Genomic DNA, 21,127 nt, shown 5'->3' with positions numbered 1-21,127 from the left:
TAAATGCCATTTATTGCAGACGTATATGCTCGTGAAGTATTAGATTCCCGTGGTAACCCAACTGTTGAAGTTGAAGTATTTACTGAATCAGGTGCCTTTGGCCGCGCAATGGTTCCAAGTGGTGCTTCTACTGGTGAATATGAAGCTGTTGAACTACGTGACGGAGACAAAGAACGTTACCTTGGTAAAGGTGTTCTAAAAGCAGTGGACAACGTAAATGAAATTATCGCTCCACATCTTGTTGGCGAAGAATTCAGCGTTCTTGACCAAGTTTCTGTTGATCAAGCTTTAATCGAACTTGATGGAACAGAAAACAAAGGTAAACTAGGTGCAAACGCAATCCTAGGTGTATCCATGGCAGTTGCTCATGCGGCAGCTAATTACTTAGATATTCCTTTATATCAATACCTTGGCGGTTTCAATTCGAAGCAGCTTCCAGTGCCAATGATGAACATTGTTAACGGCGGGGAACATGCTGATAACAACGTAGATATTCAAGAATTCATGATTATGCCTGTTGGTGCTCCAAACTTTAAAGAAGCGCTTCGTATGGGTGCAGAAATTTTCCATACGTTAAAATCTGTTCTTAAAGGCAAAGGCCTTAACACAGCAGTTGGTGACGAAGGTGGTTTCGCTCCAAACCTAGGATCAAATGAAGAAGCTCTTCAAACCATTGTTGAAGCAATCGAAAAAGCTGGCTACAAGCCAGGTGAAGAAGTTATGCTTGCAATGGATGCTGCATCTTCTGAGTTTTACAACAAGGAAGATGGAAAATACCATCTTGCTGGCGAAGGCGTTGTGAAGACTTCTGCAGAAATGGTTGATTGGTACGAAGAACTGTCATCTAAATACCCAATCGTTTCAATCGAAGACGGTTTGGATGAAAATGACTGGGAAGGTCACAAGCTTTTAACTGAACGCCTTGGTAAAAAAGTTCAATTAGTTGGTGATGATTTATTTGTTACCAATACACGTAAACTTGCAGAGGGGATTGAAAAAGGAATCGGTAACTCCATCCTGATCAAAGTTAACCAAATTGGTACCCTTACTGAAACATTTGATGCGATTGAAATGGCAAAACGTGCTGGGTACACTGCTGTTATCTCTCACCGTTCTGGTGAAACAGAAGACAACACCATTGCTGACATCGCTGTTGCTACAAATGCTGGTCAAATCAAGACTGGTGCGCCATCTCGTACAGATCGTGTCGCAAAATACAACCAATTGCTTCGCATTGAAGACCAATTAGGTGAAACAGCTCAATACTTAGGGAAGAAAACATTCTATAACCTAAGCAAATAATTTTTCACGATATCAAAGGCACACATTTTCGGATGTGTGCCTTTTTAATCATTCCATAAGACACAATCACGACTATTGTTTAAAGGGACAATATGTGGTAAATTTAATATACTGTGAATTGTACGTCTAACAGGAGGTGGCCTTTATGCATACATTAGTTGTAATCTTATTAGTAATTGTAAGTATCGGACTTATTGGTGTTGTTATACTTCAATCAGGTAAAAGCGCTGGATTATCAGGTGCCATTTCAGGTGGTGCTGAATCACTATTCGGCAAGCAAAAAGCAAGAGGACTTGACTTGATTCTACATCGTATTACGATTGTATTAGCAGTATTATTTATCCTGCTTTCTATCGCAGTAACTTACTTTAAAATCTAATTATTTACACTCAAACCTGGCCTCAAGCGCCAGGTTTTTTGTTTGTTTTATAAAAACATAAGCTTTTTTCTGGAATGTTCACCCTTGCTTTGTTAAAACTAAACTAAATGAATTGATATTAAGGGAGTTTTTATCATGAAAGTTGTTATACCTAAGCCATTTACTTTCAAAGGAGGAAAAAGAGCTATACTCCTCTTGCATGGCTTTACCGGAAATTCAGCGGATGTTCGCATGCTAGGACGTTTTTTAGAAAAAAAAGGCTATACTTGTCATGCTCCACACTATAAGGGTCATGGAGTTCCACCCGAAGAGCTTGTTCATACAGGACCATCGGATTGGTGGCAGGATGTGATAAATGGATATGAGTTTTTAAAAAATCAAGGTCACTCAGATATAGCCGTGGCTGGATTATCACTTGGGGGCGTATTTTCCTTGAAATTGGGTTACACTGTACCTATAAAAGCCATTATACCGATGTGCGCACCGATGCATATAAAAAGTGAAGAGGTCATGTACGAAGGAATTCTCGATTATGCCCGTGAATTTAAAAAACGTGAAGGAAAAACAGACGAGCAAATAGAAATGGAAATGAATGAGTTTAAGAAAACACCAATGCAAACGTTAAAGGCCTTACAGGCATTGATCGCAGATGTGCGTGAAAATGTGGATATGATTTATGCGCCCACGTTTGTCGTTCAGGCGCGTCATGACAAAATGATAAACACAGAAAGTGCCAACATTATTTACAATGAAATCGAATCAGTTGTGAAAGAACTGAAATGGTATGAAGAATCCGGTCATGTGATCACGCTCGACAAAGAACGGGAACAATTGCATGAGGATGTCTATACCTTTTTAGAAAAGCTCGACTGGCGCGATTAATAAAGCACCCACAAAGGAGGATTAGTTTGGAAGATAATATACAAAAGCATATTGATAAGGTTTTACAATATATGAAGGATGAAGCATACAAACCATTAACCGTGCAGGAACTTGAAACTGCCTTTGGCATCCAGGATTCTAGTGATTTTAAGGAGTTTGTGAAAGCACTCGTGCAAATGGAGGAAAAGGGCTTAGTTGTCAGAACGCGAAGCAACCGTTACGGACTTCCGGAGAAAATGAACTTAATCCGCGGAAAGCTCATCGGTCATGCGAAAGGATTTGCCTTTGTCGCACCAGATGAGCCAGGGATGGATGATATTTTTATCCCGCCAAATGAAACCAACACAGCCATGCATGGTGATATCGTTTTAGCGCGTGTTTCTTCTGAAAGCGCGGGGCAGCGCCGGGAAGGAAGTATTATCCGCATCATTGAACGCGGTGTGCAGCAAATTGTCGGAACGTATGTAGAAAGCAAAAGCTTTGGCTTTGTCATTCCGGATGATAAAAAATTTGCGAGTGATATTTTTATTCCAAAGGCAGCGTCCAAAGGGGCAGTCGAGGGACATAAGGTTGTTGTTAAGCTGGTTACGTATCCAGAAGGGCGAAAAAGTGCAGAGGGCGAAGTCATTACCATTCTCGGACACAAAAACGACCCGGGTGTGGACATCCTTTCAGTCATACATAAGCACGGCTTACCAATGGCCTTCCCAGACGAGGTGTTAAAACAAGCCAACGAGGTGCCTGACACCATTGATGAAAGTGAATTAGCCAATCGCCGCGATCTTCGAAATGAAACGATTGTCACGATTGATGGGGCCGATGCCAAAGACCTTGATGATGCAGTAACTGTAACAAGACTTGAGAACGGCAACTATAAGCTTGGCGTTCATATCGCAGATGTTAGCTATTATGTAAAAGAAGGCACGCCAATTGACCTGGAAGCGGAAGAACGGGCTACGAGTGTGTATTTAGTCGACCGAGTCATCCCGATGATTCCCCATCGCTTATCGAATGGAATCTGTTCCTTAAATCCGAAGGTAGACCGCTTGGTACTATCTTGCGAAATGGAAATTACCTCAGAGGGCGCCGTTGTTTCGCATGAAATTTTTCAAAGTGTAATTAAGACAACCGAACGGATGACCTATCATGCTGTAAATATGATTCTTGCTGAACATGATGAAGAAACGCGAGCTAGATACGAACCGCTTGTACCCATGTTCGAAATGATGGAAGAGCTGGCCGCTATCTTACGAAACAAACGGATGAAGCGGGGAGCTATCGACTTTGATTTTAAGGAATCAAAGGTCCTAGTTGATGAAGATGGAAAGCCGACCGATGTCGTGCTTCGTGAGCGGTCGGTGGCTGAACGATTAATTGAAGAGTTTATGCTTGCCGCCAATGAAACCGTGGCAGAGCACTTTCACTGGATGGAAGTTCCGTTTATTTACCGTATTCACGAGGATCCGAAGGAGGATAAACTACGTAGATTTTTCGAGTTTATCACCAATTTCGGCTACATTGTAAAAGGGACAGCAAATGATGTCCACCCTAAGGCTCTTCAGGAGATTATTGAAGAGGTTCAAGGAAAGCCTGAGGAAATGGTTGTTTCGAAGGTTATGCTTCGTTCGATGCAACAGGCCAAATATGATCCAGAAAGTCTTGGACATTTTGGTTTATCAACAGAGTTCTATACCCATTTTACTTCGCCGATTCGCCGTTATCCGGATACAATTGTTCATCGTTTAATCCGGACCTACTTAATCGAAGGAAAGCTGGATTCAACCACTCAGGAAAAATGGAATGCTCGCTTACCTGAAATTGCGGATCATTCTTCAAAAATGGAGCGACGCTCGGTGGATGCCGAACGAGAAACGGACGATTTGAAGAAAGCAGAGTACATGGAAGACAAGATTGGCGAGGAGTATGACGGCATTATCAGCTCTGTCACCAATTTTGGAATGTTTGTGGAGCTGCCCAATACGATTGAAGGCCTCGTCCATGTCAGCTATATGACGGATGATTACTATCGTTACGATGAGCGCCACCTCGCGATGATTGGCGAACGAACCGGAAATGTGTTCCGGATCGGCGATGAAATTACCATTCGAGTAGTAAAAGTCAATAAAGAAGAACGTGCGATTGATTTTGAAATTGTGGGCATGAAGGGTACACCGCGTCGCGAACGATCGGAAACACCAAAGGTTTTCAGTACGGGCAGCGATACCAAGAAGCCACGGAGGAATAAACAGCAAGGCGGCGGCGGTCGTGGTCAAGGCGGCAATTCCAATGCAAAGTCTGAAGGCGGCAGCAGTCAAGGTAATAAAGTGAAGAAGAAACGTAAATTTTATGATAATGTGCCAAAAAACAAAAGTACAAAGCGTAAAAATAAATGATAGCGTTAAGGGAGCCTTCCATGTGGGGCTCTCTTTCAATTGTAGTAGCTTCTATATTCTGCTAAAATAAATTTTAAGACGAGGTGAGAAAAATGCCAAAAGGTGAAGGAAAAGTGGTTGCCCAAAACAAAAAGGCTTACCATGACTATTTTATTGAAGAAACCTACGAAGCTGGAATTGTCTTGCAGGGAACAGAAATCAAATCGATTCGGGCCGGAAAAGTAAATCTAAAGGATTCCTATGCACGGATCCAAAATGGAGAAGCCATTCTATTCGGGATGCACGTCAGCCCCTATGAGCAGGGAAATCGTTTTAACCACGACCCATTAAGAACACGGACACTGCTATTACATAAACGTGAAATTAGTAAGTTAATTGGTGAAACAAAGGAAGCAGGTTATGCGCTTGTTCCATTAAAGCTCTATTTGAAAAATGGTTTTTGCAAAGTGTTAATTGGGCTCGCAAAAGGTAAGAAGAATTATGATAAGCGTGAATCCTTAAAGCAAAAAGAAGCCAAGCGTGAAATCGAACGTGCCTTCCGTGATCGTCAGAAGATGTAATCTGAATCGTCAGTTGCTGAATTGGAAATTATTTTACAGATACTTACAATTGAAAAATTCCTACAGTGTGTTATAATAAGTTTGTCGCCAAGAGAGCGACGGTAACATTTGCTCAAAGAACATTGTTGAGCTTCCTAACGTCTACAGCTTTAATCTTTAACTAGATTGCAGCTCCTTTTATAATGGGGACGCTACGGATTCGACAGGGGTAGTTTGAGCTTAGGTCGCGAGTCGAGGGGATCGGCCTCGTTAAAACGTCAAAGCCATAACTGGCAAAACTAACAACAACCTCGCTTTCGCAGCTTAATACTGCATAGCGGTTCCTCCCTCCATTGCCCATGTGGTAGGGTAAGGGACTCACTCTAAGTGGGCTACGCCGGATTCCACCGCCTGAGGATGAAGGAAGAGAACAACCAGGCTAGCTGACCGGACGCCGGTCGATATGCAGAAGAATCAGCGAAACACCAATATATCGACTACACTCGTAGAAGCTTAAGTGGCGATATCTTTGGACGTGGGTTCGACTCCCACCGTCTCCACTACATAGTGGAAAGAAAAGCCAGCAGAAATGCTGGTCTTTTTTTATATCTGAAAAAAGCTATCCTTTCTTTCATTCAAAATGATAAGAAAGGGTAGCTTTTTGTCTTATGATGACATCATTTTAATGATTGATGTTGTTCATATTCATATTTCCATTCATGTTCATATTCATATTTCCATTCATGTTCATATTGTTAGTTTGAGGCATTCCTTGTGCAGGGGCGAAGGCATTAAGCAGTTGATTCATATCCTGCTCGGCAAGCTGTGGTACTTGATAGTAATGGTGTTTATTTTGATAAATCGAGATTTCATAGGCCATTTCAATGCAATTCGGAACAGAGTCAGCTAGCACACGACGGACAACTGGATTCGTAACTTCTAAAGCTGCCATAGTCTTCATCGATGCACCTGATTTTACAGATCCAAGCATCATGCTGGAAATACACTCATCAGTAAGCTCAGAAACGGATTGCAGCGGCTTTTTCGGCTGGGATGGTTTTAACCCATAAATAAAGTCATTTCCTTGGTTCATTTTATAGCTTTGAGTTCGTTTGGAAGGATCTTGTCCCGATTTGAAACATTCTAAAGTAATGTTATATTCATCCTGCATAAATTGATATTGGCGATCCAGAATATCAAGTAATTCTGGGTCTTTTACATGTTGGCGTAACATCATGTATTGGTCTAATGTCCCTATTGCACCTGATAGTACCTCATGGACATCGAACACTTCATGGCCGCCGTGATTTAATTGTTGAGGTATATTCCCTGTATGCATGTTTTGGTGCATTTGCCCCTGTTGATTTTGCATCATTTTTTATCTCCTCCTAAAGGTATTGGTGTAACCATATTATTATGTTTCATTGAAGAAGGGTTATTCTCGTAAATACACTTATTAAGCAGTCACATGATTGTTACAAAACGCAAACTAATTAAAGCTAAATAGGTATTAAAAGCGCACGCTAGCGTCAATAATGACAGTAGTTGAGGAACTAGGGGTGCTTAATATGAAAGAGGAATTAAAGATTTTTTATCAAATTTTTACGACAACCAAAGATGCGATTGAAAAATTTATGAATATGTTGGATCCGGTCATTCAGAACGCTACCGATGACCATGAACGACTTTACTACCATCATATTTTTGAAGAAGAGGAGCAGCGGCTTTCCCGATTAGTAGAGCTGATTCCGCTGATCAGTAAATTTGAAAGGGAAAAAGACGAGAAAGATTTTGCACCGACCAATAATGAATTTAATCGGCTCTTGCAAGAGTTGAACCTCGAAAAATTCGGGTTACATAATTTTGTGGAACATCTCGATTTAGCCCTATTTCGCTTTACCGATATGGAACGCAGCACGATGCTTAACCAATTACGGGAAGTATCCTACCGGGATTATCAGCAAGTAAAGGCGATGTTACTGGAGATTAATAAACGTTTCGATAATGACTACATAGACCCGCATGCCCATCATGATCACGATCATGACCACTTAGACCGATCTGGTACAACATCGGCTGCTGTCCCAGTCGTGTCTTCAGCTAAATATAAAAAGGGGTTTACTGTTGGGAGCTTAATTTAGGTAGTACTTACATAAGTAAATAGACTTAAACTCATACGATTTATGATGTTTGGCGGAATAAGTTGAGAACTTGGCTGAATCTCGAACAAGTTTAGCAGAATTCCATCCTGATTTGGCGGAATCCCCGATCCAATCGGCGGAATAAATCCCAGACTCAGCGGAATCCACACCTATAAAACTAACCTAAAAATAAAAACGAAATGAAGAGAGGATCGAAACATGAACAAATCGCAATTATTTCCGGATTCACCGATAACAGACCAAGAATTCTCCCAATTAGACAAAACGGTCATCGAAACAGCACGCAGACAGTTGATAGGCCGTCGTTTTATCGAACTATATGGCCCGCTCGGACGAGGCATGCAAAGCATCTCAAATGACATCTTTATCGAAAACCAAGAAGCGAAAATGGACTTCCAGGGATCTTTTGATACCACATTCGAAACAAGTAAACGGGTAAACCATACGATTCCTTTACTCTACAAGGATTTCATCCTATATTGGCGCGACATAGAACAAACCAAGGTACTCGATATTCCAATTGATTTTTCACCAGCTGCAAATGCTGCTCGAGACGTCGCTAATCTGGAAGACCAGATGATTTTTCACGGAGCAAAAGAATTTGATATCCCTGGAATAATGAATGTCCAAGGACGGCTGACGCACTTGATTGGTGAATGGTATGAATCAGGAACCGCATTTCAGGATATTGTCGATGCAAGGAATAAACTGCTCGAAATGAACCATCATGGACCGTTTGCACTCGTCTTAGCACCAGAGCTTTATTCGCTAATACATCGTGTCCATAAAGATACCAATGTCTTAGAAATTGAACATATTCGTGAGCTTGTGACAGATGGCGTGTTCCAATCACCAGTTTTAAAAGGGAAAACGGGAGTGATCCTTAATACAGGCCGAAATAACCTGGATCTTGCCGTATCAGAGGATTTTGATACAGCCTACATGGGCCAGGAAGGGATGAATCACCCTTTCCGTGTATATGAAACTGTAGTATTAAGAATTAAGCGTCCAGGGGCAATTTGCACACTCGAGGCAATAGGGGATTAACGGGTGAACAAACGAGTTTTTACGGTTGGCTCACTCATTCCGGGTTCATTGGCGCCTGTACAGCACCCACCCGCAAGTACCCTTTTTGAAAAAGAAGAACCTAAACAGCAATCCCATGCGATTAGGGAAGAACCTTACTCTGAAAAAATAATCGTGCTCCAAGGCGAGAATAAATTCGAAATAACACCTGTTAAAGGAAAGTTGCTTGATGCCGCCCTAAACCAAGGGAAGCAAATCAAATATAAATGCCAAAAAGGAACCTGCGGACAATGTACCGTACAGGTCCTGCAAGGTTCAGGACTATCGAAGCCAAATGAACAAGAGCATATCAAGCTAGGGAACGAATTAAACAATGGCTATCGATTGGCTTGCCAAGCTGTCATTCTATAAATAGCAAAACGCGGTCCAGCACAAGGCGGACCGCGTTTTTATTAAGCAAATAATTGAACTAATTTATCTTCAACAGGGAATGGAAGCGAAACATTATGGTTTTTCAATTCTTTTACACTGATATCACGTACAAGTTTAAGCGCTTCTTTTTTAAATGAACTCGTAACGAAACCTTCATTCACTTCACATAACTTTTGTAAATATTTCAATGTATCGTGCAACAGATATTGTTTAATATAAGTATTATTGAGCTGACAAATTAATTTGTGCTGCAAGCCTTTAATAATAGCGATCTGATCGACATGAACAATGACATTTGCACCATCTTGATCAATGAAACCAACAGAAACATAATGACCTTTTGAGATATCAACATTAGTAAACACAGGGTTTAGATAGGTTTCACCTGATGATAACCGAATCGAATCAGCCTCAGCCGCACCGCCGATTTTACGTTGATTTGAAATAACCGTGTGAATATCCTTCAACCCATATAGCATGTTAAACATGTTGTATCCCCCTCCAATTAATCTCTATACCGTTATATTATAGATAATGAGAATCATTGTCAATGGGTGTCAGGCACCAAATTGTGGAGGTTGTTTGAACAAAAAATGAGTGAACGTCCTTCCGATTTATGATAGATTGCCCTTCCAAAGAAATGCAAAACCTCTTGTAACAACATCACCAATCCTTAAACAAAGACCCAATTCTCCTTGAGAAATTGGGCTTTTGTCTTTTCCGAACCTATGTCCTTATTGCCTTGACCTAATATAAGGAAAAATCCCGTCATAAACGCAGTGGCGAGTGAGAGAGAGCAATAAGTGCAAATCAACATATACAGCTTAAGACTACCCATCTTCCTTCCTGAGGTTAGCAAAAATTTAGCATGTTTTATACCGATATTCACCTTTTATTAATATTGTAATATTTTCATAGTTTGGTAACACTTTGGTCAAAATTTCGTCTATAATGGAGAAAGAAAAATAATAAACATCAAAGAGGGATTGATCGATGGGGAAACTTAAAGGCGGTTGGTCGAAGGGGACATTAATTGCTGTCATTGCCGTTGTTTTTTTGTTTACAGGGATATTTGTTAGTAATTATTTTCAAGCAAAAGCTGCAGGTGATGAATCTAAAAATCATCAAAAAAATAAAGTTACTAATCTACCTGTAAAGAAAAATGTGTCAGCGGAGATGATTGTACGGAACACAAACGATTTAAAATTGGAAAAAGAATTAATAAGAAAGCAACAAGACAAAGCCGTGATATGGAGTAATCAGCAAGAACGAGAGACTAGTAAGGTGCCAAACAATCATACTACAAATAAAGCTGTGGCACACCCCACCACAAAAGATAAAACTACTTCTCAACCACCGACAAAGGAATCCATTGCAGCTCCGTCTAAACCAAAAAATACACAACCAAGAACTAGTGGTAAGAAAATTGTCTATTTAACATTTGATGATGGTCCAGCAGCTTTTTCCGATAAGATAATTGCGCTTCTTGAAAAGTATCAATTTAAAGCAACATTCTTTATGATTGATGGGAATATAAAGAGATATCCTGAAGCGGTTAAATTAATGACCAAGACGGGTGAAACGCTTGGACTACATAGTGTATCTCACAGTCAAAAGAAATTTTATAAATCTAAAGAATCAGTGCTTAGTGAATTAACCCAAAACCGTAACACCTTAAAGGAAGTGTCAGGTGTCAATTCTTTTATTATGCGAACACCCTATGGCAGCGTACCAAACATGACAGACGAGTATAAAAAGGCCGTCAAGGAAAATGGGTATTTGATGTGGGACTGGAATATTGATAGTAAGGATTGGTACTATAAGGATAAACGCTATGTCAACAGCGTTATCAACCAAATAAACCAAAAGAAAGACCATAATGGACCGCTAGTCATCCTTTTACATGAGCGAAAGGAAACTCTTGCTTATTTACCATTACTTCTAGACTATTTAAAGAAACAAGGCTTTGAAGGTAAACCAATTGAAAATACTACTACTCCAATCCAATTTTGAGATAAGACAAATATCTGCAGATTTGGTAAACTAACCATATATTAAAAATTCTTTCATGTGATTTATAGTGAATATAATGGGGATCGATAAAGGGCTATGATGAATAAACTATTGCAGAGCACCGGTTTCAAGAGAATATTAATTTTTGTCTTAATTGCCATTGCTATTTATGCAATGAAGTCAATGATTAATCTAATCTTACTAACGTTCATACTTACTTTTTTAATGGATCGGTTAGTCCAATTCATTGAAAGGAAAATTCCGCTTAACCGAAAGTTAATTGTTGTAATATCGTATGCGAGTATTGTCGGTTTGCTTTCTTATGGATTGGTCATGTATCTTCCAATGATTGCAGGTGAAATTACCGCATTAATCAAACAATTAACCGCCTTTTATACAACTAAGCATGATAATATTGTGCTGAATTATATAATGAGTCGAATGGAAGAAATAAAAATCTCAAGCTATTTAGAGCAAGGCTTTACCTTTGTATTTAAATATTTTACTGATATTAGTAAAATTGGTTTGCAAATTTTATTGGCTCTGTTAATGAGTTTGTTCTTTCTGTTGGAAAAGCCGCGTTTGATTGCCTTTACAAAGAAATTTAGAACCAGTAAAGTTTCACCCATTTACAGTGAAATTGAATTTTTTGGACGAAAGTTTGTTGGAACGTTTGGTAAAGTGATTGAAGCACAACTAATCATTGCTGTTGTGAACTGTATTTTGACAACCATCTCCTTATGGATCCTGGATTTCCCACAGCTTGGCGGGTTATCTATCTTGATTTTTATTTTGGGTCTTATTCCTGTTGCAGGTGTGATTATTTCTTTAATTCCGCTTGCAATTATTGCTTATAGTATTGGCGGTTTGATCAAAGTCCTATATGTCGGCATTGCCATTATGATTATTCATGGTATTGAGGCGTATATTCTCAATCCAAATTTAATGAGTTCAAAAACAAACCTTCCTGTTTTCTATACATTCCTTGTCTTGATATTCTCCGAGCACTTTTTTGGTGTTTGGGGATTGATTGTCGGAATTCCTGTCTTTGTTTTCCTTTTGGATGTACTAGAGGTGACTGAGAATAAGAAGGCATAAAAAAGCCCATTTGTTGGGCTTTTTTGTTTATACTAAGGGTATAAACCATTAAGGAGGATGTAAGTTTGAGCGAATGCAAGCTAGACCATACCCATGAAGATGTAAAAAGTAAATACGTATCTATTGCTGCTTTTTTACCTGAAGATATGAAGCCATTATTTAATCAATTCTTTGAAAAAGAGCATACACAGGACCTTTTAAACGAGGTGTTCCATTTGCTGAAAAAATACGATTTAGCTCCAGAAGATGAACAAACTCACAGGAACAACCGCTTATATTTGGTGCTGAAGAACGTATAAGTAAGGAGGGCCCCTATGAAAAATTGGGGCCCGATTTATTTTACATAACCAAAATTTATAATGAAATCGCTTGTATTTGAAAATATTAAGAAAAGCAAAGTTTAACAAAGAAAAGAGGATATGATGGGCGAACTACTGCAATTATTAAAACGTGGCAATAAATCTGCCATGCTGGCGGCAATAATTAATACGATCATTTCGATTATAAAAGGTGTCGCTTTTATGTTTACAGGCAATGTGGCGATGTTCGCTGAAACGATGCACAGCCTGGGTGATGCTGCGAACCAGTTTTTTGTGTTTATCGGCTCCGCCTTAAGTAAGAAGGCACCGACTGAAAAATATCCAAATGGGTTCGGGCGCTTAGTGAATCTTGTTCTTTTGGGTGCTGTGTTAATTGTCGGAATTATGGCATTTGAAACCATAAAAGAAGGCTACCACCATGTTGTACATCCTACAGAGTCGGGCGGTTTTATCATTAATTTAGTAGTTTTAGCCGTTTCGACGCTTCTTGAAACGTTTGTTTTATTTAAAGCAATGAAAGAGATTTTGCATGAGATTGAGGTTGAGGCGAGCGGGCTTCGAATTTTTTCTGAAAGTTTTGCTAATTTAGGAAGAGCTAAACCTGCGACAAAGCTCGTTTTCATGGAAGACCTCGTTGCAACCTTGGGTGGTTCGTTGGCGATTATTGCTGTTGTCATTTCTCACTTCACTGCCTTCCATCAAATAGAGGGATTGGCCTCGATGCTTATTGGTGGGATGATGCTCTTTGTTGTTGGAAGAGTCTTTTTGGATAATGCGGCAGGAGTCCTTGGTCAAGCAGATGAAGAGATGGAGAATAAAATCGGAACTCTTGTTATGGAGGACCCTGATGTCAAAGATGTTCAAGGGATAACTGTTATTAAAGAGGGTGAGGACCTGCATGTGGAGTTAGAAATCGAGGTCGATCCAAAATTAACGGTGGCCGCGGCTGATAATATTAAAGACCGTTTACACGAAAAGATTATGGCAGAAAAAGGTGTCGTCGATGTCACCATTGAGATTGATGAAGAAGACGGAGTGATGAGTTGGAAGGCTCGCAGTGAATCAGCTACAGATTAGAGAATGCCCTTGTATATGAATCAACTTGGAAACCTTCAGTCTTTAAAGAACGAATAAAGCGCTTATTAAGTGGAATTCTATTCTTAAAGAGCTATTTAGGAGGTTAGATAAGGTGGAACACAATATACGGTTGACCAGTGCGGAAATCGGGGGATTATGGGCTACGTATATTCAGGAGAATATGTCTGTTTGTTTACTTACATATTTTCTTCATCACAATCAAGATGAAGAGATTAAAAAAATTCTACAACAAGCATATGAAATTTCTGAGGGACATGTTCAGAAAATCACGACCATTTTTAATAATGAAGGCATTCCAATCCCTGATGGATTTTCAGAAAAGGATATTAATTTATCTGCCCCGCCATTATTTTATGATATGTTTGGCCTCAGTTTCGTTTATTCGATGAGCCGGATAAGTATGATTAACATGGGCTTTATCACGGTAAATACGGCAAGAGAAGATGTGATGGATTTTTTTGTGACGATGGTTCAGCAAACTTCGGTGATATATCAGCAATCCACTAACCTTATGCTTTCAAAGGGAATCTATGACCGCCCGCCGATGATCCCTTATCCAAATAAAGTGGAATACATTGAAAAACTGTCTTATATAAGTGGATTCGGGAAAAAAAGGCCGTTAAACGTGGCTGAAATTACAGAAATCTTTTTTAATACGGAGCGGAATTATTTTTCAATTCTTCTATGTATGGGGTTACTTCAAGTGGTATCAGACAAGGAGATACATAATTTTATTGAGGAAGGTAAGAAAATATCTGAAAAGCAAATCACTACCTTCAATGATATCCTTATGAGAGAGGAACTACTTGGGAATGTGTCAACAAGTGTAGAAGTGACGGATTCAACTGTTTCTCCTTTTTCCGATAGGCTGGTGGTTACGCTTTTCCATTCATTGAACGCAATTGATATCACGCTTATTGGCCATGCGTTATCATTATCAATGAGATCAGACCTGTCTGCCTATTATCAAAAGTACATTTTAGATATTTTGGTGTATTCCGCTAAAGGGTTTGATCTAATGGTCGATCGGGGCTGGGCCCAGCTGCCTCCTCATGCACCTAGTCGAAGGGATCTACAGAAATTATAAGGTTCGCGAATTTCGCGAACCTTTTTTTGGCTTCTGCTTTTGTTATTCCCAAGGTTTATGTAGGGTCAGTACACTTGCCAGCTCTTTACTGCTTTTTCTGTGTTCTTTCCGCTTTTCAGCTCTTTCTTTTCCTGTTTCGAATAGTTTTTTCTCTTCTTCGGTTTCAGGGATGATTCCTGGAACCTTTGTCGGTTTCCCATTGTCATCCAATGCAACAAAGGTTAAAAAGGCAGTCACGGCAATTTTTCTATCCCCGGACATCAGGTTCTCCGCAATTACTTTGACGAAAATCTCCATGGAAGAAGACCCTGTTGACGAGACAAACGTTTCGATACAAACTGAATCCTTCGGTGTAATTGGACTAAGGAAGTCGACCGAATCAATTGAAGCAGTGACACATTCCGCTCTGGAATGCCTTACTGCCGAAATAGAAGCAATCATATCAATATCACTGATTAACTTTCCGCCGAACAAGGTATTATGGTTATTTACATCATTAGGAAAAATCCGACTCGTTCTCACGACTCGAGATTCATTACATGTTTTTGCTTCCATCCAATCCCTCCAAGAACTGTTTATTATAATTTACCCAAATCACTAACTTTCTTGTAGTTTTTAGTGAAATCGAGATATTTGTGGTACATTATTTAATATATCAATTGTGAGTATGGAGGAACAATAAATGAGTTTGCAAGCACAGATCATGAAGGAGTTAAACATTAGTCCGACCATTCAACCGCAAGGAGAAATTCGAAAACGGATTGATTTTTTGAAAAATTACATAATTAAAACAAAGGCTAAGGGCTATGTTTTAGGGATTAGCGGCGGTCAAGACTCTACTCTTGCAGGCCGCCTCGCTCAACTGGCAGTTGAGGAGCTGCGCAGCGAAGGACTAGATGCCTTGTTTATCGCTGTTCGTCTTCCTTACGGTGTCCAGCAAGATGAGGAAGATGCTAAGCGTTCATTAGCCTTTATCCGTGCAGATCGTGAGACAGTCTTTAATATCAAAACAGCGGTTGATGATGTACAAAATGAATATGATACAAGTTATCAAGGGGCACCTTTAAGTGATTATCAAAAAGGAAATGTAAAAGCCAGGATGAGAATGATTGCTCAATATGCAATCGGCGGCATGGAGGGACTGCTTGTGATTGGAACAGACCATGCAGCAGAAGCAGTCACGGGTTTCTATACGAAGTATGGCGACGGAGGGGCGGACATCCTTCCGCTCAGCGGCTTAAGCAAGCGGCAGGGGAGGGCCTTGTTAAAAGAGCTCGGTGCGGATGAACGGTTATATTTAAAAGTACCTACGGCAGACTTACTGGACCAAAAGCCTGGACAGGCCGACGAAACAGAGTTAGGGATTACATATGATGAACTCGATGATTATCTGGAAGGAAAACCAGTTTCAAAAGAGGTCGCTGAGAAAATTGAACAGCGTTATCTTATGACAGAACATAAACGCCAACTACCAACCACCATGTTTGACGAGTGGTGGAAATAAAAATAGCTGCCTATCATAAGAAACATTTCTGATAGGTTTTTATTTTAAAATAAAGGGTAAAATAATTTTAATTTCGTTCACATCTTATCCTTTGACAGAAGCAAATCTGTGTAATATGATTAAATCCGATAAAAACAATCAGAATTAGGGGGTTTCACCAGTGAAAAAACTTACTATTATTTTTGCACTCTTATTAAGCTTTATGTTTGTGCTTTCAGCGTGCGGCAAGGATAATGCTGATAAAGATAATAAAAAAACTGATAACAAAACTGCTGAAAAAGCAGATAATGATTTATTGAAAACGGTAAAAGACAAAGGAACACTTTTGATTGGAACAGAAGGTACATATCCTCCATTCACATTCCATGATACTAGTGGCAATCTAACTGGATTTGATGTGGATCTTGCGACTGAGGTGGCTAAACGTATCGGGGTTAAACCTGAATTTAAAGAAACACAGTGGGATGCAATGTTTGCAGGATTGGATGCGAAGCGTTTTGATATGATAGCTAACGAAGTTGGGATTCGTCCAGACCGTCAGGAAAAGTATGATTTCTCAGACCCATATATTACTTCTGCAGGTGTCCTGATTGCCCATAAAGATAATGATAAGGTTAAAGCATTTGAAGATATTAAAGGATTAAATGCAGCTCAATCGATGACAAGTAACTACGCAGATATGGCAAAGAAATATGGAGCTAAGATTGTTGGAGTGGATGGTTTCCAGCAAGCAGTTGAGCTCCTTGCTCAAAAACGTGTGGATGTGACCATTAACGATAAGCTTTCATTTTTAGACTATAAAAAGCAAAAGCCAGATGCGCCAATCAAGGTTGTTGCAACCGCAAATGATGCTTCTTCAAGCGGCTTTATGTTTAGAAAGAAAAGTGACACACTTGTTGACGAAGTGAATAAAGCGCTAAAAGATATCGTCGACGATGGCACTTACAAAAAAATCTCTGAGAAATGGTTTGGTGAAGATGTACTTAAATAGTATTTTTGCTGACCCAGAAAGAACGGCAAGGTTAATCGATATTGCAAAAACTTCCCTCCAGCCACTGCTGGAGGGTGCTATTATGAATACCATTCCATTAACAATCATTTCGTTTATCATTGGGATTATTCTGGCGGTGTTAACGGCTCTTGCCCGAATTTCTGAGGTTAAATTCTTTCAAGGGATTGCCAGATTTTATGTTTCGGCGATTCGCGGAACACCATTACTTGTTCAGTTATTCATTATTTTTTATGGACTACCTAATATCGGAGTTACCTTAGATCCATTTATATCCGCGGTGATTGGTTTTTCTCTAAGTGTTGGGGCCTATGCTTCAGAAATCATTCGAGCAGCGATTATCTCCATTCCTAAGGGCCAGTGGGAAGCCGGTTATTCGATTGGAATGACCTATACCCAGGCGTTAAAAAGAATCATTCTTCCGCAGGCAGCAAGAGTATCCATACCGCCATTATCGAATTCATTTATTAGTCTTGTAAAAGACACTTCTCTTGCGTCAGTTGTTCTTGTAACAGAGATGTTTCGCCGGGCCCAAGAAATTGCTTCAACCACCTATGAATTTTTATTGGTATACGTAGAGGCAGCGCTTCTTTATTGGGTCATTTGCTTTTTCCTTTCGTTCTTGCAAGGATACTTGGAAAAGAGAATGGACCGGTACACGTCTTAATGAGGGAGTTTTACAATGATTTCAATTAAAGGTTTATATAAGCAATTTGGTCAATTAGAGGTGTTGAAAGGGATTGACCTCGTCGTTGAAAAAGGAAAAGTGGTCGTTGTCATCGGTCCATCGGGATCCGGTAAGACAACGATGCTCCGCTGTTTGAATGTGTTGGAAACTCCGACAAAAGGTGCCATTTCCATCGAAGGTCAAAGTTTGGATTTTTCTAAAGCTGTTCCTAAAAAACAAATTGCCTCGTTTCGGCGCCTAACCGGAATGGTTTTTCAAAGTTATAATCTCTTTCCTCATAAAACAGCACTTCAGAATGTTATGGAAGGGCCAATCACTGTAAAAGGAGAGGGGAAAGAGGCTGCAAGGAAAAAAGCACAAGCATTACTTGAAAAAGTGGGCCTTGGTGATAAAATTGATTACTTTCCCGCCCAGCTCTCCGGTGGTCAGCAGCAGCGTGTCGGCATTGCCCGGGCACTAGCAATGGAACCAGAGGTAATGCTCTTTGATGAGCCGACGTCCGCACTTGATCCTGAACTGGTTGGTGAAGTATTGAAGGTCATGAAGGACCTGGCTAGGGAGGGAATGACAATGATCGTTGTTACCCATGAAATGCGCTTTGCCCGAGAAGCGGCCGATGAAGTCATTTTTATGGACCAAGGTGTGATTGTCGAGAGGAACAAGCCAGAAGAAATTTTCACCAATCCAAAAGAAGAACGAACGAGGAAGTTCTTGAATATGATTCAATAAGGTGTTGTAGCCATGTGCTATGGCACTTTTTTACTTTTGAAGGGTAAAAATTCATAATATCTCCTTAATCGCACGGCAGGGTTTCGACAAGCATTATCGAATTATTGAATAATCAGGTAAATTTTAAGAAAAAAAGTGAAACTTTTCCATAATTTAACCGTATTTAAGGTAGATACATAGAAAGGATGATGCTTATGGATGAGGAGTGGTGGATACGTACTTGATTGAGAAAGAAACTAAAGTTTTTTTAATGAATGGCTATGTTAAAGCTCATTGTTATTTTTATAGCCAAGTTGATTGGAGCGGAAATCAACAGCCATGTTAAAAAGAGACAAATGAATAAGAAGGATTGATGCGCATGGAACCATTTAGCATTCCTTTAGAAACGATTTATTTATATGGGTTAATCATTTCCGGGGTATTAACCTTAATTTATGTCTTGTTTGCCGATGTCTTTCATTTTCATGGGTTTGGTGACGGTCTCGATTTTCTTAACCCAGTCTTGATTTTCGCTTTCGTAACCCTCCTATCGGCAAGCGGTTATTTATTTGAGCGACTTTCTTCATTACATTATTTACTCATTTTAGGCATCTCGTCTGCTGCAGCCTTGATTGTGGTGACGTTATTAAATGTCTTTGTTCTTGTCCCGCTGTCTGGTGCGGAGGAGTCACTAGTCTATAAAGAATCAGATTTACGTGGCCGGATTGGTACGGTTATTACCACCATCCCTGTTGATGGGTATGGGGAAGTGATGATTGACAGTACAAGCGGCAGAATTGCCAAGCCAGCATCAAGCTTTGATGGGGACACGATCCCAAGCGGTACGAATGTCCTTGTGGTCCAAGTAGAAAATGGCGTCCTGCAAGTAACGGTTCATCATCAATTAGAGAGTTTTTTATAGGGAGGTTTTAGGATATGGAATTTAACATTATCTGGGTTATCATTGGGATTGTTGCACTTATTTTTCTTGCTTTAATAGGCGTTTTTATTACTAAATACAGAACTGCAGGGCCGGATGAGGCCTTAATTGTGACAGGAAGCTTCCTTGGCAACGGAAGTGTCCATGTGGACGAATCCGGAAACAAAATCAAAATTATCCGCGGCGGCGGTACGTTTATTTTACCAGTCTTCCAACAGGCAAAGCCATTAAGCTTGCTATCTAGTAAACTGGAAGTAACGACTCCAGAGGTCTATACTGAGCAAGGTGTTCCGGTCATGGCCGATGGGGTAGCGATTATTAAAATCGGCGGTTCGATTAGTGAAATTGCGACTGCTGCCGAGCAGTATCTTGGAAAGCCAAGGGAAGATCGCGAAAGTGAGGCCAGGGAAGTTCTTGAAGGCCATCTACGCTCGATCCTTGGCTCAATGACCGTAGAAGAAATCTATAAAAATCGCGATAAATTTTCACAAGAGGTTCAAAGAGTTGCCTCACAGGATCTGGCTAAAATGGGTTTAGTGATTGTCTCGTTTACGATTAAGGATGTTCGCGATAAAAATGGTTATCTTGAATCCCTTGGTAAACCGCGAATTGCTCAAGTAAAACGAGATGCCGATATTGCTACAGCTGAAGCGGATAAAGAAACCCGGATTAAAAAAGCAGAGGCCTCTAAGGAAGCAAAGCGGAATGAGTTAGAGCGGGCAACAGAAATTGCTGAGGCTGAGAAAATCAATCTTTTGAAAATTGCCGAATACCGCCGTGAACAAGATGTCGCCAAAGCACGTGCTGACCAAGCTTACGACCTTGAAAGTGCACGTTCGAAACAAGAAGTAATGGAACAAGAAATGCAAATCAAGATTATTGAAAGACAGAAACAAATTGAATTGGAAGAAAAAGAAATTCAACGCCGCGAACGTCAATACGATTCGGAAGTGAAGAAAAAAGCGGACGCCGACCGTTATTCTGTGGAACAATCGGCTGCAGCAAATAAGGCCAAGGAAATGGCAGAAGCAGAAGCAAATAAATATCGAATCGAAGCCATGGCTAAAGCGGAAGCAGAGCGGATTCGATTGGATGGTCTCGCCAAAGCGGAAGCGCAAAAGGCACAGGGTTCGACGGAAGCAGAAATTATTCGGTTAAAAGGTTTAGCAGAAGCCGAAGCGAAGGAGAAAATTGCCGAAGCATTCGAGCAATTCGGCCAAGCGGCAATCCTAGACATGATTATCAAAATGCTGCCGGAATATGCGAAACAAGTGGCTAGCCCTTTATCCAATATTGATAAAATTACGGTTGTCGACACGGGCGGCTCTGGATCGAATGGCGGTGCCAATAAAATCACCAGCTATGCCACCAATTTAATGGCTAGTCTTCAAGAATCATTAAAAGCATCAAGCGGCATTGATGTAAAAGAATTGATTGAAAACTACTCTGGCAAGTCGAATGTAAGAAAAAGCATTGAGGAATTGACAGATGAAGTAAAGAAAAAAGCAGAATAAGAAAAAAATCCTTATCGATGGCGATAAGGATTT

At 40.1% G+C, this 21,127-nt stretch carries 22 protein-coding genes and 1 other RNA gene; 20 read left to right on the top strand and 3 right to left on the bottom strand.

Annotation, left to right across the window (positions count from 1 at the left end):
* Nucleotides 1-3: 3 nt before the first annotated feature.
* From eno to ssrA, 6 genes are all read left to right on the top strand, one after another.
* Nucleotides 4-1,302 carry a phosphopyruvate hydratase gene (gene eno, locus J7E66_RS26290; protein ID WP_088089549.1) on the top strand — a complete coding sequence of 433 codons (1,299 nt, stop codon included), beginning with the start codon at nucleotides 4-6 and terminating at the stop codon, nucleotides 1,300-1,302.
* Nucleotides 1,303-1,447: 145 nt separating this feature from the next.
* A complete protein-coding gene (gene secG, locus J7E66_RS26285; protein ID WP_088089548.1) occupies nucleotides 1,448-1,681 on the top strand; it encodes a preprotein translocase subunit SecG in 234 nt (77 codons plus the stop codon).
* A 135-nt stretch (nucleotides 1,682-1,816) separates the two neighbouring features.
* The gene (locus J7E66_RS26280) at nucleotides 1,817-2,563 is read left to right on the top strand and encodes an alpha/beta hydrolase (protein ID WP_215005524.1); all 747 of its coding nucleotides are present in this window, start codon (nucleotides 1,817-1,819) and stop codon (nucleotides 2,561-2,563) included.
* Nucleotides 2,564-2,589: 26 nt separating this feature from the next.
* Nucleotides 2,590-4,956 (top strand): ribonuclease R, encoded by a 2,367-nt coding sequence (gene rnr, locus J7E66_RS26275; RefSeq protein ID WP_215005521.1) that lies wholly within the window; start codon nucleotides 2,590-2,592, stop codon nucleotides 4,954-4,956.
* 92 nt (nucleotides 4,957-5,048) lie between these two features.
* Nucleotides 5,049-5,516 (top strand): SsrA-binding protein SmpB, encoded by a 468-nt coding sequence (gene smpB, locus J7E66_RS26270; RefSeq protein ID WP_168245642.1) that lies wholly within the window; start codon nucleotides 5,049-5,051, stop codon nucleotides 5,514-5,516.
* A 184-nt stretch (nucleotides 5,517-5,700) separates the two neighbouring features.
* Nucleotides 5,701-6,058, top strand: a transfer-messenger RNA (tmRNA) gene (gene ssrA, locus J7E66_RS26265).
* Between the two features lie 119 nt (nucleotides 6,059-6,177).
* Here ssrA and J7E66_RS26260 read toward each other — a convergent pair.
* Nucleotides 6,178-6,867 (bottom strand): spore coat protein, encoded by a 690-nt coding sequence (locus tag J7E66_RS26260; RefSeq protein ID WP_215005723.1) that lies wholly within the window; start codon nucleotides 6,865-6,867, stop codon nucleotides 6,178-6,180.
* 196 nt (nucleotides 6,868-7,063) lie between these two features.
* Between J7E66_RS26260 and J7E66_RS26255 the strand changes: the two genes are divergently transcribed.
* The 3 genes from J7E66_RS26255 (at nucleotide 7,064) to J7E66_RS26245 (ending at nucleotide 9,094) form a co-directional block, all read left to right on the top strand.
* Nucleotides 7,064-7,636, top strand: a complete 573-nt coding sequence (locus tag J7E66_RS26255) for an IMEF encapsulin system ferritin-like cargo protein (RefSeq protein ID WP_215005517.1) — start codon at nucleotides 7,064-7,066, stop codon at nucleotides 7,634-7,636.
* Between the two features lie 219 nt (nucleotides 7,637-7,855).
* Nucleotides 7,856-8,704: a family 1 encapsulin nanocompartment shell protein gene (locus tag J7E66_RS26250; protein ID WP_215005514.1), complete on the top strand. Its 849-nt coding sequence runs from the start codon at nucleotides 7,856-7,858 to the stop codon at nucleotides 8,702-8,704.
* A gap of 3 nt (nucleotides 8,705-8,707) precedes the next feature.
* Nucleotides 8,708-9,094 carry a 2Fe-2S iron-sulfur cluster-binding protein gene (locus J7E66_RS26245; protein WP_308162594.1) on the top strand — a complete coding sequence of 129 codons (387 nt, stop codon included), beginning with the start codon at nucleotides 8,708-8,710 and terminating at the stop codon, nucleotides 9,092-9,094.
* A gap of 41 nt (nucleotides 9,095-9,135) precedes the next feature.
* Here J7E66_RS26245 and J7E66_RS26240 read toward each other — a convergent pair whose 3' ends face one another.
* Nucleotides 9,136-9,603, bottom strand: a complete 468-nt coding sequence (locus J7E66_RS26240) for a hypothetical protein (protein ID WP_215005511.1) — start codon at nucleotides 9,601-9,603, stop codon at nucleotides 9,136-9,138.
* A 505-nt stretch (nucleotides 9,604-10,108) separates the two neighbouring features.
* On the opposite strand from J7E66_RS26240, the gene J7E66_RS26235 reads away from it, so the two are divergent.
* The 5 genes from J7E66_RS26235 (at nucleotide 10,109) to J7E66_RS26215 (ending at nucleotide 14,731) form a co-directional block, all read left to right on the top strand.
* Nucleotides 10,109-11,128 (top strand): polysaccharide deacetylase family protein, encoded by a 1,020-nt coding sequence (locus J7E66_RS26235; RefSeq protein WP_215005508.1) that lies wholly within the window; start codon nucleotides 10,109-10,111, stop codon nucleotides 11,126-11,128.
* Between the two features lie 96 nt (nucleotides 11,129-11,224).
* The gene (locus J7E66_RS26230) at nucleotides 11,225-12,226 is read left to right on the top strand and encodes an AI-2E family transporter (protein WP_215005505.1); all 1,002 of its coding nucleotides are present in this window, start codon (nucleotides 11,225-11,227) and stop codon (nucleotides 12,224-12,226) included.
* A gap of 65 nt (nucleotides 12,227-12,291) precedes the next feature.
* Nucleotides 12,292-12,525, top strand: a complete 234-nt coding sequence (locus J7E66_RS26225) for a group-specific protein (protein WP_215005502.1) — start codon at nucleotides 12,292-12,294, stop codon at nucleotides 12,523-12,525.
* 123 nt (nucleotides 12,526-12,648) lie between these two features.
* The gene (locus J7E66_RS26220) at nucleotides 12,649-13,623 is read left to right on the top strand and encodes a cation diffusion facilitator family transporter (protein ID WP_215005499.1); all 975 of its coding nucleotides are present in this window, start codon (nucleotides 12,649-12,651) and stop codon (nucleotides 13,621-13,623) included.
* 112 nt (nucleotides 13,624-13,735) lie between these two features.
* Nucleotides 13,736-14,731 carry a DUF3231 family protein gene (locus tag J7E66_RS26215; RefSeq protein WP_215005496.1) on the top strand — a complete coding sequence of 332 codons (996 nt, stop codon included), beginning with the start codon at nucleotides 13,736-13,738 and terminating at the stop codon, nucleotides 14,729-14,731.
* A 42-nt stretch (nucleotides 14,732-14,773) separates the two neighbouring features.
* Here J7E66_RS26215 and J7E66_RS26210 read toward each other — a convergent pair whose 3' ends face one another.
* Nucleotides 14,774-15,286, bottom strand: coding sequence for an acyl-CoA thioesterase (locus J7E66_RS26210; protein WP_215005493.1), 513 nt, complete (start codon nucleotides 15,284-15,286; stop codon nucleotides 14,774-14,776).
* 127 nt (nucleotides 15,287-15,413) lie between these two features.
* On the opposite strand from J7E66_RS26210, the gene nadE reads away from it, so the two are divergent.
* The 6 genes from nadE (at nucleotide 15,414) to J7E66_RS26180 (ending at nucleotide 21,094) form a co-directional block, all read left to right on the top strand.
* A complete protein-coding gene (gene nadE / locus J7E66_RS26205) occupies nucleotides 15,414-16,235 on the top strand; it encodes an ammonia-dependent NAD(+) synthetase (protein WP_215005490.1) in 822 nt (273 codons plus the stop codon).
* A gap of 160 nt (nucleotides 16,236-16,395) precedes the next feature.
* Complete coding sequence (locus J7E66_RS26200) at nucleotides 16,396-17,226, top strand: amino acid ABC transporter substrate-binding protein (protein ID WP_308162593.1); 831 nt, start codon at nucleotides 16,396-16,398, stop codon at nucleotides 17,224-17,226.
* Nucleotides 17,213-17,911 carry an amino acid ABC transporter permease gene (locus tag J7E66_RS26195; RefSeq protein WP_215005487.1) on the top strand — a complete coding sequence of 233 codons (699 nt, stop codon included), beginning with the start codon at nucleotides 17,213-17,215 and terminating at the stop codon, nucleotides 17,909-17,911. Before J7E66_RS26200 ends, J7E66_RS26195 begins: the two co-directional genes overlap by 14 nt.
* A 15-nt stretch (nucleotides 17,912-17,926) precedes the next feature.
* The gene (locus J7E66_RS26190) at nucleotides 17,927-18,661 is read left to right on the top strand and encodes an amino acid ABC transporter ATP-binding protein (RefSeq protein ID WP_215005484.1); all 735 of its coding nucleotides are present in this window, start codon (nucleotides 17,927-17,929) and stop codon (nucleotides 18,659-18,661) included.
* A 358-nt stretch (nucleotides 18,662-19,019) separates the two neighbouring features.
* The gene (locus J7E66_RS26185) at nucleotides 19,020-19,562 is read left to right on the top strand and encodes an NfeD family protein (protein WP_215005480.1); all 543 of its coding nucleotides are present in this window, start codon (nucleotides 19,020-19,022) and stop codon (nucleotides 19,560-19,562) included.
* Nucleotides 19,563-19,576: 14 nt separating this feature from the next.
* Nucleotides 19,577-21,094, top strand: coding sequence for a flotillin lipid rafts scaffold protein FloT (locus J7E66_RS26180; RefSeq protein ID WP_215005477.1), 1,518 nt, complete (start codon nucleotides 19,577-19,579; stop codon nucleotides 21,092-21,094).
* The last annotated feature ends 33 nt before the right edge of the window (nucleotides 21,095-21,127 follow it).

The organism is Bacillus sp. ISL-7 (assembly GCF_018613065.1).
This window is presented reverse-complemented; position numbering and strand designations above follow the sequence as displayed.